Source organism: Streptomyces sp. NPDC046925 (assembly GCF_040644915.1).
GTDB lineage: Bacteria > Actinomycetota > Actinomycetes > Streptomycetales > Streptomycetaceae > Streptomyces.
This window is the reverse complement of the sequence record NZ_JBEYWZ010000001.1, coordinates 638220-653386: the sequence shown is the minus strand read 5'-3', so window position 1 is coordinate 653386 and position 15167 is coordinate 638220. Positions and strand designations below refer to the sequence as shown.

General features: G+C 70.9%; 15 protein-coding genes. 6 read left to right on the top strand and 9 right to left on the bottom strand.

The annotated features are described in order from the left end of the window. Window positions 1-284 precede the first annotated feature (284 nt). The 3 genes from ABZ906_RS02735 (at window position 285) to ABZ906_RS02725 (ending at window position 4560) form a co-directional block, all read left to right on the top strand. Window positions 285-2297: an NAD-binding protein gene (locus ABZ906_RS02735; protein ID WP_361378022.1), complete on the top strand. Its 2013-nt coding sequence runs from the start codon at window positions 285-287 to the stop codon at window positions 2295-2297. Window positions 2298-2457: 160 nt separating this feature from the next. Beyond that, window positions 2458-2973, top strand: a complete 516-nt coding sequence (locus tag ABZ906_RS02730; RefSeq protein WP_361193357.1) for a hypothetical protein — start codon at window positions 2458-2460, stop codon at window positions 2971-2973. Window positions 2974-3111: 138 nt separating this feature from the next. Next, the gene (locus ABZ906_RS02725; RefSeq protein WP_361376493.1) at window positions 3112-4560 is read left to right on the top strand and encodes an SPFH domain-containing protein; all 1449 of its coding nucleotides are present in this window, start codon (window positions 3112-3114) and stop codon (window positions 4558-4560) included. A gap of 12 nt (window positions 4561-4572) precedes the next feature. Here ABZ906_RS02725 and ABZ906_RS02720 read toward each other — a convergent pair whose 3' ends face one another. Continuing rightward, a complete protein-coding gene (locus tag ABZ906_RS02720) occupies window positions 4573-5235 on the bottom strand; it encodes a response regulator transcription factor (RefSeq protein WP_361193256.1) in 663 nt (220 codons plus the stop codon). 2 nt (window positions 5236-5237) lie between these two features. Continuing rightward, entirely contained in the window at window positions 5238-6191 is a 954-nt protein-coding gene (locus ABZ906_RS02715; protein WP_361376490.1) for a HAMP domain-containing sensor histidine kinase, read from the bottom strand. Between the two features lie 198 nt (window positions 6192-6389). Between ABZ906_RS02715 and ABZ906_RS02710 the strand changes: the two genes are divergently transcribed. After that, window positions 6390-6677 (top strand): DUF3040 domain-containing protein, encoded by a 288-nt coding sequence (locus ABZ906_RS02710; RefSeq protein ID WP_361193251.1) that lies wholly within the window; start codon window positions 6390-6392, stop codon window positions 6675-6677. A 25-nt stretch (window positions 6678-6702) separates the two neighbouring features. Here the strand turns inward: ABZ906_RS02710 and ABZ906_RS02705 are convergent, their stop codons facing one another. The 3 genes from ABZ906_RS02705 to sigJ form a co-directional block, all read right to left on the bottom strand. Beyond that, complete coding sequence (locus ABZ906_RS02705) at window positions 6703-7758, bottom strand: helix-turn-helix domain-containing protein (protein ID WP_361376487.1); 1056 nt, start codon at window positions 7756-7758, stop codon at window positions 6703-6705. A gap of 141 nt (window positions 7759-7899) precedes the next feature. Next, window positions 7900-8055: a hypothetical protein gene (locus ABZ906_RS02700; RefSeq protein ID WP_361193245.1), complete on the bottom strand. Its 156-nt coding sequence runs from the start codon at window positions 8053-8055 to the stop codon at window positions 7900-7902. Window positions 8056-8239: 184 nt separating this feature from the next. Beyond that, a complete protein-coding gene (gene sigJ / locus ABZ906_RS02695) occupies window positions 8240-9196 on the bottom strand; it encodes an RNA polymerase sigma factor SigJ (RefSeq protein ID WP_361376484.1) in 957 nt (318 codons plus the stop codon). 167 nt (window positions 9197-9363) lie between these two features. Between sigJ and ABZ906_RS02690 the strand changes: the two genes are divergently transcribed. After that, window positions 9364-9837 carry a carboxymuconolactone decarboxylase family protein gene (locus ABZ906_RS02690; RefSeq protein WP_361193239.1) on the top strand — a complete coding sequence of 158 codons (474 nt, stop codon included), beginning with the start codon at window positions 9364-9366 and terminating at the stop codon, window positions 9835-9837. A 65-nt stretch (window positions 9838-9902) separates the two neighbouring features. Continuing rightward, window positions 9903-10448: a YceI family protein gene (locus tag ABZ906_RS02685; protein WP_361376481.1), complete on the top strand. Its 546-nt coding sequence runs from the start codon at window positions 9903-9905 to the stop codon at window positions 10446-10448. A gap of 39 nt (window positions 10449-10487) precedes the next feature. Here ABZ906_RS02685 and ABZ906_RS02680 read toward each other — a convergent pair whose 3' ends face one another. From ABZ906_RS02680 to ABZ906_RS02665, 4 genes are read right to left on the bottom strand one after another with little or no spacing between them, the layout of a single operon-like run. Beyond that, window positions 10488-11504, bottom strand: a complete 1017-nt coding sequence (locus tag ABZ906_RS02680; RefSeq protein WP_361376478.1) for a TIGR03842 family LLM class F420-dependent oxidoreductase — start codon at window positions 11502-11504, stop codon at window positions 10488-10490. Between the two features lie 11 nt (window positions 11505-11515). Beyond that, window positions 11516-12919, bottom strand: coding sequence for a dihydropyrimidinase (gene hydA / locus ABZ906_RS02675; RefSeq protein WP_361376475.1), 1404 nt, complete (start codon window positions 12917-12919; stop codon window positions 11516-11518). Between the two features lie 20 nt (window positions 12920-12939). Continuing rightward, entirely contained in the window at window positions 12940-14223 is a 1284-nt protein-coding gene (locus ABZ906_RS02670) for an aspartate aminotransferase family protein (protein WP_361376472.1), read from the bottom strand. Beyond that, the gene (locus ABZ906_RS02665) at window positions 14220-15062 is read right to left on the bottom strand and encodes a nitrilase-related carbon-nitrogen hydrolase (RefSeq protein ID WP_361193227.1); all 843 of its coding nucleotides are present in this window, start codon (window positions 15060-15062) and stop codon (window positions 14220-14222) included. Before ABZ906_RS02665 ends, ABZ906_RS02670 begins: the two co-directional genes overlap by 4 nt. Window positions 15063-15167: the final 105 nt, after the last annotated feature.

Genomic DNA, 15167 nt, shown 5'->3' with positions numbered 1-15167 from the left:
GGGGTGGTGCGGGAGAGTGCTGATGAGTGCGGGAGAGGCTTCAGAACTGGCTCGTTCGCCGGTTTCTCCGGTCGGCGGCGCCGACAATCCTGCTCCCGGTCGGCCTTATCGCGCCAGAGGCGTACCCCAACTACCTTGGTGCCCATGATCGATCACGGGGAGGACGCGTAGTGAGCCAGGGCAATCCGCAGGCCGTCCGCCGCCGTCCGGACGGCAGCGGACGCAGGCCGGACGGCGGCGCCCCGCTTCCCGGCCAGGCGCGGCAGCCACCGCACAGCGGCCACATGATCGTGTGCGGCGACGACGCGCTCGCCGAGCGGCTCGCCGCCGAGTTGCGGTCGGTGTACCGCGAGCGGGTGACGGTCCTCGTCCCGTCCGCGCCGCCGGCCGACGGTCCGCGGTCCGGACCGGCCGGGCGGGCGCGTGCCACCGCCCTCCTGGGGCGGATGCAGGCGGTCATGGCGCGCGCAGCCGGTACGCCCGTCGGTGCGCCGGGCGGGACGCCGGGCGGGACGCCGGGCGGTGCGAACGGCGGCGATGACGGCGCGACCCGGCCCGAGGTCCCCCGGGTCCTGGAGGCTCCCGCGCCCGACGAGGCGGCCCTCGTCGACGCGGGCGTCCGTGACGCCGCCGCCCTTGCCCTCGTGTATGACGACGACGAGACCAACATCCACGCCGCCCTCGTCGCCCGCCGCCTCAACCCCCGCCTGCGGATCGTGATCCGGCTCTACAACCGCAAGCTGGGCCAGCACCTGGAGGAACTCCTCGACCAGGCGGCCGCGGTCGCCTTCCCCGGCCTCGATCCGGACGAGGTGAACGCCTCCACCACCGTCCTCTCCGACGCCGACACCGCGGCACCCGCCCTCGCGGCCACCGCCGTCGCGGGGACCAGCAAGGTCGTCCAGGCCGACGGGCTGCTCCTGCGTGCCGTCGAGCGCCTTCCGACGGGCCGCGGGGCGACCGCCGATCCCGGCCTGTGCACGCTCGCCCTGCTCTCGTCGACCACCAACGACCCGGCGGGTTCGGAGGGTTCGGACGACGGCGGGCAGGACGGGCCGCTGCTGCTGCCCGACGACAGCACCGTCACCTCCGCCGCGGGCAGGGGCACCGTGATCCTCAAGGCGGTCTCGCACGCCGGGCCCGACCAGCCGCCCGGCCGCCTGTCCGGACGCCTCTCCGGACGTCTCTCCGGACGTCTCTCCGGGCGCGGCCTTCCGCTCGGCTCGCTCTTCTCGCCCCGCCTGCGCTGGTCGGTGGCCGGGCTTCTGGCCTGTGTGCTCGGCCTCGCGGTGGCGAACTGGCTGACCAGCAACGCCCATCCGCTGGCCGCCGCCTATCTGACCCTGCTCGATCTGTTCGCCATCGACGACCCGGCGATCGGCCAGTCCACCGCCCGCCAGATCCTCCAACTCCTCTCCGGCCTCGCGGGGTTGCTCCTCCTGCCGGTCCTGCTCGCCGCCGTCCTGGAGGCGCTCGGCACGTTCCGCACGGCATCCTCCCTGCGCCGTCCGCCGCGCGGTCTCTCCGGCCACGTGGTGCTGCTCGGCCTCGGGAAGATCGGCACCCGCGTCCTGGCCCGGCTGCGCGAACTCGGCATCCCCGTGGTGTGCGTGGAGGAGGACCCCGAGGCGCGCGGCGTCCCGCTCGCCCGCCGCCTGCGCGTACCCACCGTCATCGGCGACGTCACGGACGAGGGCGTCCTGGAGGCCGCCAAGATCCACCGCGCGCACGCGCTGCTCGCCCTCACCAGCATCGACACCACCAATCTCGAAGCGGCCCTGTACGCCCGCTCGATCAAGCCCCATGTCCGCGTGGCCCTGCGGCTGTACGACGACACGTTCGCCACCGCCGTCTACCGCACCCTGCGCGCCGCCCATCCGCAGGCCCTGACCCGCAGCCGCAGCGTCTCCACCCTGGCCGCCCCCGCGTTCGCCGGGGCCATGATGGGGCGGCAGATCCTGGGCGCGATCCCCGTGGAGCGGCGGGTGCTGCTCTTCGCGGCCCTCGACGTGGCGGGAAATCCCGTCCTGGAGGGGCGGACCATCGCCGAGTCGTTCCGGCCCGGTGTCTGGCGGGTCATCGCCCTGGACTCCGCCGCACCCGACGACCGCCTCCCCGACCTGACGGTGTCGCGCCCCGACGACGAAACCGACCGCCCGGCCGGCCTCGTCTGGGACCTCCACCCCGGTTACGTCCTGCGCTCCCAGGACCGGGTCGTCCTGGCCGCCACCCGCCAGGGCCTGGCCGAAATCCTCGGCCGGCACACGCGCGCCCGGACGGGCTCCGGCGACACGTAGACCGGCACAGGGGTCCGCAAAGGGGTCGGCGCACGGACCGGCACACGGACCGGCATCGAAGAACCGTGTTCATTGCCGGATCACGGCAATGCGGACCAACGCCCCCGCATGGGACGATCCCCACCTCACCGAGACATCCGGCAAGTGGGGAGGTGCTCCGGTGAACGTCTTTCTGGGGCTTGGCATCGCGGGAATCGCCCTGCTGGTCCTCTCCCTCGTCTTCGACGGGGTTCTCGAGGGACTCTTCGACGGCATGGGAGTCCTCGACGGTCTCTTCGACGGGCTGCTGTCCCTTCCCGTCATTGCCGGGTTCGTGTCCATGCTCGGCTTCGGCGGTGCGATCGTGCTCGGCACGACCGGGCTCGGCGTCGCCGCCGCCACCGCCATGGGGGCCGCCGTCGGCGTGGGAGCGGCCTGGCTCACGTGGAAGTTCAGCCGCGCCCTGATGCGGGATCAGACCGCGGCCACTCCGCGGGGCGACGATCTCGTGGGCACCTCGGGGGCCGTGGTCACCGCGATCCCGGTCGACGGGTACGGCGAGGTCCTTCTCCAACTGGCCGGGCAGCCGGTGAAGTTCGCCGCCAAGAGCGCGGTGGCCGTCACGCGCGGGACCGAGGTCTGGGTGGAGGCGGCACTGTCGCCGACCTCGGTCGCGGTCCGCCCCGTGCAGCGCTGATCACCGCACCACCCGCGTCCGCACCCGGCACCTGACGCCTGGTGTCCGGCAGTTGACGTCCCGCACCTGACGTCCGGCACCTCACACCCGCACCACATCACCGATCTGCCGCCCCCGGGAGGCAGGGGGGAATTCACCATGAGCCCAGTCCTGACCGCCGTCATCGGAGTCGTCGTACTCCTCGTACTGCTCGCGCTCGTCGTCGTGACCCGCTACAAGGTCGCCGGGCCCAGCGAGGCCTTCATCGTGACCGGGCGGCGCGGCAAGAAGTCCACCGACCCCGACACCGGCCGGATCTTCACCGACAACAGCGGCCAGAAGGTCGTCGTGGGCGGCGGCGTCTTCGTCGTGCCGTTCGTCCAGCAGAAGTTCACCCTCGACCTCTCCTCGCGGCACATCCCCATCTCGGTGCGCGGCGCGGTCACGCTGCGCGGCGTGAAGGCCAACCTGGAGGGCGTCGCGATCGTCAAGGTCGGCGGCACCGAGGACTCCATACGCGCCGCGGCCCAGCGGTTCCTCGCCCAGCAGGGCGGGATCGTCGGCTTCACCCAGGAAGTGCTCTCCGGCGCCCTGCGCTCCATCGTGGGCCGGATGTCGGTGGAGGACATCATCCGTGACCGCGCCGCCTTCGCCGGGCAGGTCGCCGAGGAGGCCGAGGCGAGCCTGTCCGGGCAGGGCCTGGTGCTCGACGCCTTCCAGATCCAGGACATCACCACCGAGGGCTCCTACCTGGAGGACCTCGGCCGGCCCGAGGCCGCCCGCGCCCGGCAGGAGGCGGACATCGCCGAGGCCGTCGCACGGCGGGCCGCCGAGCAGGCCAGGCTGAAGGCCGAGGAGGAGATCGCCGTCGCCCAGCGGACGTTCTACCTCAAGCAGGCCGAGATCAAGGCCGAGACGGACGAGGCAGCCGCCCGTGCGGGGGCCGCGGGACCGCTCGCCGAGGCCGCCCGGCAGCAGGATGTCCTCTCCGAGCAGGAGAAGGTCGCCCAGCGGCAGGCCGCCCTGACCGACCGCGAGCTGGACACCAAGATCCGCAAGCCCGCCGACGCGGCCCGTTACCAGGCCGAGCAGGAGGCCGAGGCCCGCCGGGTCTCCCTGGTCAAGCAGGCCGAGGCGGACGCCGACCGGGCCCGCCTGACCGGTGAGGGCGAGAAGGCCCGGCGCGCCGCGCTCGCCGACGCCGTACGCCTCGAGGGCGAGGCCGATGCCGCCTCGATCGGCGCCAGGGGGGCCGCCGAGGCGGAGGCGATGCGCAAGAAGGCCGACGCGTTCGCCCAGTACGGCGACGCGGCGGTGCTCCAGATGCTCGTGGAGGTCCTGCCCGGCGTGGTGGCCAAGGCGTCCGAGCCGCTGAGCGCGGTCGACAAGATGACCGTGATCTCCACGGACGGGGCGAGCACGCTCTCCCGTACGGTCGCCGATAATGTCGCCCAGGGCGTCGAACTCCTCAGCTCCACCACGGGAGTCGACCTCGCCGAACTCCTCAAGGGCATCACCGGCGGCACGTCCGCCACGAGCCCGGCGCCCGCCGCCGCGTCCGCCCCTGCGTCCGCCGAGCGCAACGGAAAGATCGAGGTCACCGACTGATCGTCCCGGTGATCAGGGTTCGATCAGCCCCACCCGGATCGCATAGCGGGTGAGTTCAAGACGGTCGCGCAGCCCCAGCTTCTGCAACATGTTGGCCCGGTGTCGCTCGACCGTCTTGACGCTGATGAAGAGGAGTTCCGCGATCTCCTGCGACGTGTGGCCCTCGGCGACGAGCTTGAGGATCTCCTCTTCACGGTCCGTGATGGTCTTGGCGGGGAGCCGGTCGCCGCTCCTGACCCGGTCCAGGTAGTTGCGGATCAGCGCGCTGACCGCTCCCGGATAGATGAAGGGTTCGTCGCGCATGGCCGCGCGGCAGGCTTCGACGAGGTCGCGGTCGGCGACGGACTTGAGCACATAGCCGCAGGCCCCGGCGCTCAGCGCCTCGAAGAAGTACTGCTCGTTGTCGTACATCGTCAGCATGAGAATGCGTACGCCGGGCTGGAGCCTGGAGAGTTCGCGGGCCGCCTGAAGTCCGGTGAGACGCGGCATGGCGATATCGAGAATGACCAGGTCGGGGGCGTGGGCGCGGGCCATTTCGATGGCCTCGGCGCCGTCACCGGCCTCCCCGACGACGGTCAGGCCGGGTTCGGCGTCGAGGATCAGACGCACTCCGCGTCGCACCAGGGCGTGGTCGTCCGCGAGCAGGATCCTCGTCGGGGTGTCCGGCTTGGCCATGGTCACTTGCTCCCTTGTGGTGCCGGGACGTGCAGGTGCACTTCGGTGCCGCCCGCAGGCGGCGCGGTGAGGTCGAGGTCGGCGCCGATGAGCAGGGCGCGTTCGCGCATGCCGCGGATTCCCGCGCCTTCGGCGGCCCGGCCGATGCCGTGGCCGTCGTCGCGGATCCGCAGGTCGACGCCGGCCGGGGTGGTGCGCAGGGTGAAGTCCACGTGCCGGGCGCCCGAGTGGCGCACGACGTTGGTCAGGCTCTCCTGCGCCACCCGGTAGAGGACCAGCTCGGCGGCCTGGCCCAGCTTCGGCACCGGGCTGTCGAAGCTGGGCCTGACGGCAAGTCCCGCGTGGGCGGTGATCTCGCGCGTGAGGTCCCTGAGGGCGCTGGTGAGACCGAGCTCCTCCAGGACGCCGGGCCGCAGCCTGCGGGCGATGCGGCGGATCTCGTCGAGGCTCTCCCGTGTCGTCTCCTGGACGTGGAGCAGGTCGCTCCGCAGCGGGCCGGGGGCCTGGTCGGCGACGTGTTTGAGTTCGAGCAGGACCGCCGTGAGCGTCTGCCCCACCTCGTCGTGCAGCTCCTGGGCGATCCTGCGGCGCTCGTCCTCCTGGGCGGACAGGGCGAGCGCGCTGCTGGCCGCCCGCTCGGCCTCCAGGCGGTCGAGCATCGTGTTGTACGTCGTGATCAGGTCGGCGATCTCGCTGTGCCCCGAAACCTCGGCCCGCTGGCCGGGGCGGAGCAGGTCGGTGGTCGTCATGGCCTTGGTCAGCCGCTGGAGCGGAGCGAGCCCGACCCGCAGCAGCGCTGCGTTCGCGGTGAGCATGGCGACGAGCCCGACGGCCATGATCAGGGCCTCGGTGAGCAGGACCGGGGTGGAGACGGTGACCGGGCCGAGCAGCAGCAGGCCGGTGGCCAGGACCATCACCGTGGCATTGAGCAGGAAGATCCGCCAGAACAGGGTCACACGGTACGTCCTTTCTCGGTGCAGGCGGCTCCCGCGCCTTCAGGTTCCGCCCGCGGGCCCGCTCTGTCCATCGGGGCCAGCACCCATTCACGCGGACAACTACAGGTCAGAGCCCCGGGGAGATGGGTGTCGGCCCTGATGGCCGCCGGATCACGCCTCGGGCGAGGGTGGAGTACCGGCGACCGGAGGGACGCAGACATGGCCCGCTTCGACCACGACGACCGGCTCGGCGACATCGAGGCCCAGCTGGAGCGACAGGACCCCGAGTTCGCCAGAGCACTGGCCGGCGGGCGCCCGCGCCGACCGCGCGAGTACCGGCGCGGCCGGGCCTGGGCGGTGCTCGCCTTCGCGCTGGTCTGCCTCGGTACGGGCATCGCGATCGGCCACGGTCTGCTCATCGCCACCGGCCTTGTCGTCGCCGGCATGGCGGGCCATCTCTTCGACCCGCCGGAGCGCCGACCGCACCGGCCGCGGCCCTCACAGTGACGTCGTGCTCATGGCAAGGTCGTCCTCACAGTGACGTCGCCGGCCAGCCGAGCAGTCGTGCGCCGATGACCGCGGTCTGCAGCGTGTAGCGGTCGAGGGGGTCGGCCGGGTCGGACCCGGTGAGGGTGCGGATGCGCTCAAGGCGGTACGTCAGGGCTCGTACGCTCAGCGACAGGTGCCGCGCCGCCTGGGCCGCCACGCACCCCGTGTCGAAGTAGGCGAACAGGGTCTCGAGCAGGGGTACGGCTCCGCCGCGCGCCTCTTCCAGCGGGCCGAGGGTGTTGAGCACCAGATCCACCAGGGCCTGCCGGTCGCGCGCCAGGACGGGGAAGACCAGCAGGTCGGCGGCGCGCAGCACGGGCTCGTCGAAGCCCATGCGCGTCGCGAGTTCCAGGGTGCTGACGGCTTCTTCGTAGCTGTGGGCGATCCCTGCCGCTCCGGCCTGCGGCCGGCCGACGGCGATCCGGCCGCCGTCGGTGGCGGCGTGCGCCCGTTTGGCGAAGTAGGCGAGGACTTCGTCCTGGTGGGCGGGGGCGATGCACACCAGGCGGCCGTCCTTGGTGGTGAGCAGGATGTGGCGGTCGCCGAAGCGTGCGTTCAGTTCGCTCTCCACGTCCCGTGCCACGGGGTCGGTCTCGTCGTAGGCGGTCGCCCCTTCGGCCACGGCCACCGCGTGCGCGTGGGAGAGGCGCAGACCGTATCGCTCGGCTCGTGCGGCGAGGCGGCCCAAGTCCCCCCGGCCGTACAGGAGATCGTCGACCAGTTCGCGCCGGGCGGCCTCCTCCTGGCGTACGACCTGGCGTTGTGCGCGTTCGTAGCCTTCGGCGAAGGCGTCGATGGCCTGCTCGGCGGTCGCGAGCAGATGGTCGGGATCGCTGGTCGCCGGGCGGTGCATCCGGGTGGCGTTGAGGTGTTCGCGTATGAGGACACGCCACGCGTACCCGGCGTTGGCGGCCTGCGCGCCGAGCGTCCGGCGCGACGTCAGCTCTTCGCGGGTCAGGCGGCGGCCGGTCGCGGCGGCACCGGTGAGGATGTCGGCGTAGCCGTCGAGGAGCTGCTCGGGAATCTCCTGGGTGGTCATCTGCTCTCCCTCGTGGGGTCGATGGCCGGGCAGACACGGCAGTGTGCGACGCGGGCACGCGGCACTCGACCCGTAGGACATGCGGGCGGGCGTGACGGCAACTGGGCGCACTTCACTGGGAGTTGAAGACTCCGGGTGGGTTCAGTGGCGCGGGTTGCTCGCTGCGATGCCGTCGGTATCAGGCACGCTGTCGCGGCCGGAGTTGTCGATGCGTACGACCCCGGGGCCGCGCACGTCGGCGCGGCTTTGGAAGGCACCGGCCGCGGGGAGCCGGGCGGCGCGCATGCTGCGACCCATCTTCTGCCCCCGCCCTCCGACCGTCGGCGATCATCGTCGCCCGCTTGAATATTGAGCAACTAGTCGCTCAACAGAGCACCTTGGCTCATACAGTTAGTTTACCGTACGACAAAGACCGCAAAGTGCTGCTCAAGACACATAAGCGGACAGAACCGTTGGGGAAGCCGGTCGCCCCGCGTCGGGGTCAGCACCCCTCGATCCAGGGCCGGAGCTTCTCGGGGTTCCGTACGGCCCAGCAGCGCGTGATCCGGTCGTCGGCGATGTCGAAGGCGAGCACCGACGTGGTGACGCCGCCGTGCTGGACCACCAGACCGGGCTGGCCGTTGACCGTGCGCTCCAGGATCGTCTGCTCGGGCACATGACCGGCCACGGCGATCAGATAGCGGGCGATCTGCTCGCCCCCCTCGATGGGCACAGGCGCGGCGTTGACCACTCCCCCGCCGTCGGCGAGCGCCGTGGCATCGGGGTCGAGGAGGCCGATGAGCGCGTCGATGTCCTTGGTCTCCCACGCGCGCTTGAAGTCCCCGACGATGCCGGCGCGCCGGACCGCGGGCGTCGCGGGGGCGTGCGACGCGCGGATGCGGCGGCGCGCCGATGAGGCCAACTGGCGGCACGCGGCCGGACTCCGGCCGACGATCTCGGCCACTTCGGCGAAGGAGTAGCGGAAGACGTCGTGCAGGATGAACGCCACGCGCTCGGCCGGGGTCATGGCTTCGAGCACGACGAGGAACGCCATGTTCACCGACTCGTCGAGAGTGACCCGGTCGGCCGGATCGGCGGTCGCACCGCCCGGCCGCCCGTCGGCCCACTCCGCGTGGTCGGGCAGCGGCTCCGGGATCCATTCGCCTACGTAGCTCTCGCGCCGGACCCGTGCCGAGCGGAGCTGGTCGAGGCAGATACGGCCGGCGACCTTGGTCAGCCAGCCGCCGGGGGACTCGATGGCCTCCTGCTGCCGCGGGGTCATGGCGTACCAGCGGACGTAGGCCTCCTGCACGACGTCCTCGGCGTCGGCCAGGGACCCCAGGAGCCGGTAGGCGAGATTGATCAGCTGACGCCGCTCGCTCATGATCACGCTCAGGCTCGGATCGGGCCGGCGGCTCGGATCGGACCGACCGTCTCCGGGCTCGAACTGGGTCCCCATGGTGTCACCGCTCCCTTGGCCGCATCCGCCGTCACCCGTACGACGAGACAGCCCCGCGGAATGTGAGGCCGGCCCGCGTCACGCGCGGCGCCTCACATTCGGCGGGGCTGCCTCGTCGGCACTGCAGGAACGAACACGATCCGAGCGCCGCCACCAAGGAGATCACCATGGACACCCGTTTCGACTTCCTCGCCAATCCGGTCTCAGCCAAGATCGTCAAGCACATCGCGGCCGCGGGCAAGCCCATCGCGGACTCGTCCCTGTCGGCCACGACGCGTGAACTGGTCATGCTCCGCGCCAGCCAGATCAACGGCTGTGCCTTCTGCATCGACATGCACACCAAGCACGCGGCGCACTCCGGCGAGGCCTCGGTGCGCCTCAACCTGGTCGCCGCCTGGCGCGAGGCCACGGTGTTCACCGACGCCGAGCGCGCCGCCCTGGAGCTCGCGGAGCAGGGCACGCGTATCGCGGACGCGGCCGGGGGCGTGACGGACGAGGCATGGGCGAACGCCGCCAAGCACTACGACGAGGACGAGCTCGCCGCCCTGGTGTCGAGCATCGCCCTCATCAACGCCTTCAACAGGCTGAACGTCCTCACCCAGCGCCCCGCGGGCGACTACCAGGTCGGCCAGTTCGGCTGAGGCGACCCGCACGAGACGACCCGTACGAGACGACCCCAGCGGAAGCGACTCCAGGAGCGACCACCATGTCCACCACGATCAGCCCCGGTGAACTGACCGGCACCTACACCCTTCATCCCGCGCACACCCGGATCGGATTCGTCGCCCGGCACACCCTGTCCACCCGAGTGCGCGGGCAGTTCGAGGAATTCGACGGCGACGTGCAGCTGAACGGCGCCCACCCGTCGAAGTCCGGCGCGCACCTCACGATCCGGGCGGCGAGCCTCCAGACGGGGCACCGGCAGCGCGACGACCATCTGCGCGGCGCGTTCCTGGACACGGAGAAGCACCCCGCCATCACCTTCACGTCGACCGGGGTGCAGCCGGCCGGTGACACCACTTACAAGGTCACCGGTGACCTGACCATCCGCGGCGTGACCAAACCGGTCACCCTGGCGGTCGAGCTGACCGCCGCCGAGACGGACTCGATGGGCGACTTCCGGGTCCAGTTCCGGGGCAGCGTCACGGTCAACCGCAACGACTGGGGCGTGAACCAGAACGCGGCGACCTCGATCCTCGTGAGCCCGAAGGTCACCCTGGAGTTCGACGCCATCGCGGTCCGGCTCCCCTGACGCCGGACCGCGGGGCGGCACCGCTCACGACGACACCGCTCACGACAGGGCAGGGATGACCTTCGTGCCGTACCCGTCGATGACGTCCTGGCGGGCGTCGTGCATCGCGTACAGCGCGAACTGGTCCACGCCCAGCGCCTCCAACTCCCTCAGTTTCGCCACATGTTGGTCCGCCGTGCCGATCACGCAGAAGCGGTCCACGATGTCGTCGGGGACGAAAGCCGTGTCGGGGTTGTCGGCGCGGCCGTGGTGGGAGTAGTCGTAGCCCTCACGGGCCTTGATGTAGTCGGTGAGGGCCTCGGGGACCAGGTCGGAGTGTGCGCCGTACTTCGTGACCAGGTCGGCCACGTGGTTGCCGACCATTCCGCCGAACCAGCGGCACTGCTCACGGGCGTGGGCGAGCGCGGCGGGCGAGTCGTCCCGCGTGAGGTAGGCGGGGGCGGCCACGCAGATCGTCACCGACGCCGGGTCGCGGCCCGCCGCCACGGCCGCCTCCCGGACCGCCTTCACCATCGACTCCGTGAGATACGGGTCGGCCAGCTGGAGGATAAACCCGTCGGCCTCCTCGCCCGCCATCTTCAGCGCCTTGGGCCCGTACGCGGCCATCCACACCGGGAGTTGCGCGTCCGGCTTGATCCAGGGGAAGCGGATGGTGGTGCCGCCCAGGTCCGCTTCCCCGCCCGAGGCCAGCGACCGGATGACCTTCATGGCCTCGCTGATCCGGGCGAGGGTGTTCGGCGTGCGGCCCGCCACCCGCATCGCGCTGTCACCGCGGCCGATGCCGCACACGGTGCGGTTGCCGTACATGTCGTTGAGCGTGGCGAACGTCGACGCCGTCACCTCCCAGGTGCGGGTGCCCGGGTTGGTGACCATCGGGCCGACGATCAGCCGTTCGGTGTTCGCCAGGATCTGGCTGTAGATGACGAAGGGTTCCTGCCACAGGACCGCCGAGTCGAAGGTCCAGCCGTAGCGGAAGCCGTTCCGCTCGGCGCGCTTCATCAGGCTGATGACCTGCGCGGCCGGCGGATCGGTCTGCAGGACGAGTCCGAAGTCCATGGTCGCGCCTCCTAGCCGAGGTACTGGGTGGTGCCGCGGGGGACGTACGCTCCGTGGCCCGCGCGGCCGGTGAACTTCCGCTGCTCGACGACCACTTCACCGCGCGAGAGGACCGTCTCCACCTGGCCCATGACGTGCTTTCCCTCGTACGCGGAGTAGTCGACGTTCATGTGGTGCGTCTCGGCGGACATGACCTGCTCGGCCGCCGGGTCGTAGATGACGACGTCGGCGTCCGCGCCCGGCGCGATCGTGCCCTTCTTGCCGTACAGGCCGAACATCCGGGCCGGGCTCGCGCAGGCGATCTCGATCCAGCGGCGGCGGCTGATGTGCCCGTCCACCACGGCCTGGTGGAGGAGGTCCATGCGGTTCTCGACGCCCGGCAGACCGTTCGGGATCTTCGAGAAGTCGCCGCGGCCCAGCTCCTTCTGCCCCACGAAACAGAACGGGCAGTGGTCCGTGGAGACCACCTGAAGGTCGTTCGTGCGCAGCCCGCGCCACAGCGCCGCCTGGTGCTCGCGCGGCCGCAGCGGTGTCGAGCAGACGTACTTGGAGCCTTCGAAGTCCGGCTCGGCGAGGTTGTCCGTGGACAGGAACAGATACTGCGGACAGGTCTCCCCGAACACCGGCAGGCCCTCGTCGCGGGCCCTGGCCAGCTCCGCCACGGCCTCCTGCGCCGACACGTGCACCACGTACACCGGCGCGCCCGCCACCTGGGCGAGCTTGATCACCCGGTGTGTCGCCTCCGCCTCCAGGAGCGACTTGCGGACCTCTCCGTGGTAGCGCGGGTCGGTCTCGCCCCGGGCGAGCGCCTGCTCCACCAGTACGTCGATGGCGAGGCCGTTCTCCGCGTGCGTCATGATCAGCCCGCCGTTGACGGCGGCCCGCTGCATCGCCCGCAGGATCTGCCCGTCGTCGCTGAAGAAGACACCCGGATACGCGGTGAACAGCTTGAAGGAGCTGACGCCTTCCTCGATGAGGAGGTCCATCTCCTTCAGCGTCTTCTCGTTGACGTCCGAAAGGATCATGTGGAAGCCGTAGTCGATCGCGCACTTGCCGTCCGCCTTCGCGTACCAGGCGTCGAGGCCCGCACGCAGCGCCTTCCCCTTCGTCTGCACCGCGAAGTCCACGATGGTGGTGGTGCCGCCCCAGGCCGCGGCCCGGGTGCCCGTCTCGAAGTCGTCGGAAGAGAACGTGCCGCCGAACGGGAAGTCCATGTGCGTGTGCGCGTCGACTCCGCCCGGGATCACGTACTTGTGGGTGGCGTCGATGACGCGGTCCGCGGTCCACGCCCCGGCGGCGTCCGAGCCGTGAGCGGCGAGCGCGGCGATCCGGCCGTCCTCGATCAGCACGTCGGCGTGGGTCTCTTCGGCGGCGGTGATGACGAGTCCGCCGCGGATCAAGGTACGGGTGCTCATGATGGGGCGCTCCCTTTGGACTAGACGCTCTGCAGGGCACGTTCGAGGATCGCGGCGCCCTCTTCCGCCTCCGCGACGGTCAGCGAGAGGGGCGGGGCGATGCGCAGGACACTCGTGTCGTGGCCGCCGCCCTTGCCGATCAGGAGTCCGTCCTCGCGGGCCGCTTCGAGCACGGCGGCGGCCGCTCGTGGGCTGGCCTCGCCCGTCCCGGGGTCGATCAGCTCGATGCCGATCATCAGGCCCCGGCCGCGCACTTCCCGGACGACGGGCAACTGGGCGCAGATGGCGCGCATCCGCTCGATGAGCAGCCCGCCGACGCGCCGTGCGTTGCCCTGGAGGTCGTGTTCCAGGAGATACGTGAGGTTGGCGAGGCCCGCCGCCATGGTGACCGGTGAGCCGCCGAAGGTCGAGATGGAGTTGGAGTCCAGGCAGTTCATGACCTCGGCGCTCGCGACGACGCCGCCGATCGACATGCCGTTGCCGATGCCCTTGGCGAAGGTGAGGATGTCCGGCGGGCCGCCCGCGGCATGCGCCTGCCAGCCCCAGAAGTGGTCGCCGGTGCGCCCCCAGCCGGTCTGCACCTCGTCCGAGATCCACAGCACGCCGTGCTCCCGCAGGACCTCGCGGAAGGCGGCGTAGAGCCCGTCGGGCGGCGAGGTGAAACCGCCGACTCCCTGGACGGGCTCGGCGATCAGCGCCGCCACTCCCCCGCGCGTCTGCCCGAGCATGTCCCTGAGGTCGGCGACGCAGGCGTCGATGAACTCGGCGTCGCTCAGCGCGGCGTAGGGTCCCCGGCTGCGGACACCGCCGTGGACGTACAGCGTCTGGAGCGGCGAGAGGCTGGTGGGCGACCAGGCGTTGTTGCCGGTGATGCCGACGGCCGTGAAGGAGCGGCCGTGGTAGCTGTTGCGCATCGCCAGGATCTGGTTCGAGCGGCGGTGCGCGGTGGCCAGGAGCAGGGCCGTGTCGTTGGCCTCCGTGCCCGACGTGGTGAAGAAGACGCGGGCGTCGGGGATGCCGGAGAGGCCGGCGACCCGCTCGGCGAGGTCGATCATCGGGCGGTTGAGGTAGAGCGTGGACGAGTGGATGATCCGCCCGGCCTGCTCGCTGACCGCCTTGGTGACCTCGGGCAGGGCGTGGGCGGTCATGGTGGTGAGGATGCCGCCGAAGAAGTCGAGGTACTGCTTGCCGTCCGCGTCCCAGACATGGCGGCCCTCGCCGTGGGTGATCTCCAGCGGGTCGGCGTAGTAGAGCGCGAGCCACTCGGGCAGGACGGCCTTGTGGCGGCTGTGGAGGTCGGTCACGGCTGCACCAGTCCTTCGTACGCGTCGGGGCGGCGGTCCCGGTAGAACGCCCACTGCTGGCGTACTTCCTCGATCAGGCCCAAGTCCAGATCCCGGACGACGAGTTCCTCGGCCTTGTCGCTCGCGGGGTCGCCGACGAACTGGCCGCGCGGGTCGACGAAGTACGACGTTCCGTAGAAGTCGTTGTCGCCGTACTCCTCGACGCCGACGCGGTTGATCGCGGCGATGAAGTATTCGTTGGCGACGGCCGCCGCGGGCTGTTCGAGCTGCCAGAGGTAGGCGGAGAGGCCGCGGGACGTGGCGGATGGGTTGTAGACGATCTGGGCGCCGTTCAGGCCGAGCTGGCGCCAGCCCTCGGGGAAGTGGCGGTCGTAGCAGATGTAGACGCCGACCTTGCCGACCGCGGTGTCGAAGACGGGCCAGCCCGCGTTGCCCGGCTTGAAGTAGTACTTCTCCCAGAAGCCCTTGACCTGCGGGATGTGGTGCTTGCGGTACTTGCCGAGGTACGAGCCGTCGGAGTCGATCACGGCGGCGGTGTTGAAGTAGAACCCGGACTGCTCGACCTCGAAGACCGGGACGACGACGACCATGCCGGTCTCGCGCGCCAGTTCCTGCATCCGCGTGACCGTGGGTCCGTCCGGCACGGATTCGGCCCAGCGGTAGTGCTCGGGCTCCTGCACCTGGCAGAAGTAGGGGGCGTTGAACACTTCCTGGAAGCCGATGATCTTCGCACCCTGGCGGGCCGCCTCGCGGGCGTGCTCCTCGTGCTTGGCAATCATGGATTCGGTGTCGCCTGTCCAGGTTGCCTGGACCAGTGCGGCGCGTACGACGTTGGCCATGAGCTGCTCCTTCGACGGGACGTCAGAGAGCTTCTACGCCCGTAGACTTGATGCGTAGAGCCAAAAACGTAAGCCTCGTCGCCGGGCTGGGCAAGACCATCGCCG

Excerpts from the sequence above, each read along its gene's own strand:
- hydA (WP_361376475.1), bottom strand. The coding sequence starts at position 12,919 with ATGAGCACCCGTACCTTGATCCGCGGCGGACTCGTCATCACCGCCGCC.
- ABZ906_RS02705 (WP_361376487.1), bottom strand. The coding sequence starts at position 7,758 with ATGACCACCCAGGAGATTCCCGAGCAGCTCCTCGACGGCTACGCCGAC.
- ABZ906_RS02680 (WP_361376478.1), bottom strand. The coding sequence starts at position 11,504 with ATGGACTTCGGACTCGTCCTGCAGACCGATCCGCCGGCCGCGCAGGTC.
- ABZ906_RS02710 (WP_361193251.1), top strand. The coding sequence starts at position 6,390 with ATGGCCCGCTTCGACCACGACGACCGGCTCGGCGACATCGAGGCCCAG.
- ABZ906_RS02720 (WP_361193256.1), bottom strand. The coding sequence starts at position 5,235 with ATGGCCAAGCCGGACACCCCGACGAGGATCCTGCTCGCGGACGACCAC.
- sigJ (WP_361376484.1), bottom strand. The coding sequence starts at position 9,196 with ATGGGGACCCAGTTCGAGCCCGGAGACGGTCGGTCCGATCCGAGCCGC.
- ABZ906_RS02700 (WP_361193245.1), bottom strand. The coding sequence starts at position 8,055 with ATGGGTCGCAGCATGCGCGCCGCCCGGCTCCCCGCGGCCGGTGCCTTC.
- ABZ906_RS02690 (WP_361193239.1), top strand. The coding sequence starts at position 9,364 with ATGGACACCCGTTTCGACTTCCTCGCCAATCCGGTCTCAGCCAAGATC.
- ABZ906_RS02665 (WP_361193227.1), bottom strand. The coding sequence starts at position 15,062 with ATGGCCAACGTCGTACGCGCCGCACTGGTCCAGGCAACCTGGACAGGC.
- ABZ906_RS02725 (WP_361376493.1), top strand. The coding sequence starts at position 3,112 with ATGAGCCCAGTCCTGACCGCCGTCATCGGAGTCGTCGTACTCCTCGTA.
- ABZ906_RS02685 (WP_361376481.1), top strand. The coding sequence starts at position 9,903 with ATGTCCACCACGATCAGCCCCGGTGAACTGACCGGCACCTACACCCTT.
- ABZ906_RS02735 (WP_361378022.1), top strand. The coding sequence starts at position 285 with ATGATCGTGTGCGGCGACGACGCGCTCGCCGAGCGGCTCGCCGCCGAG.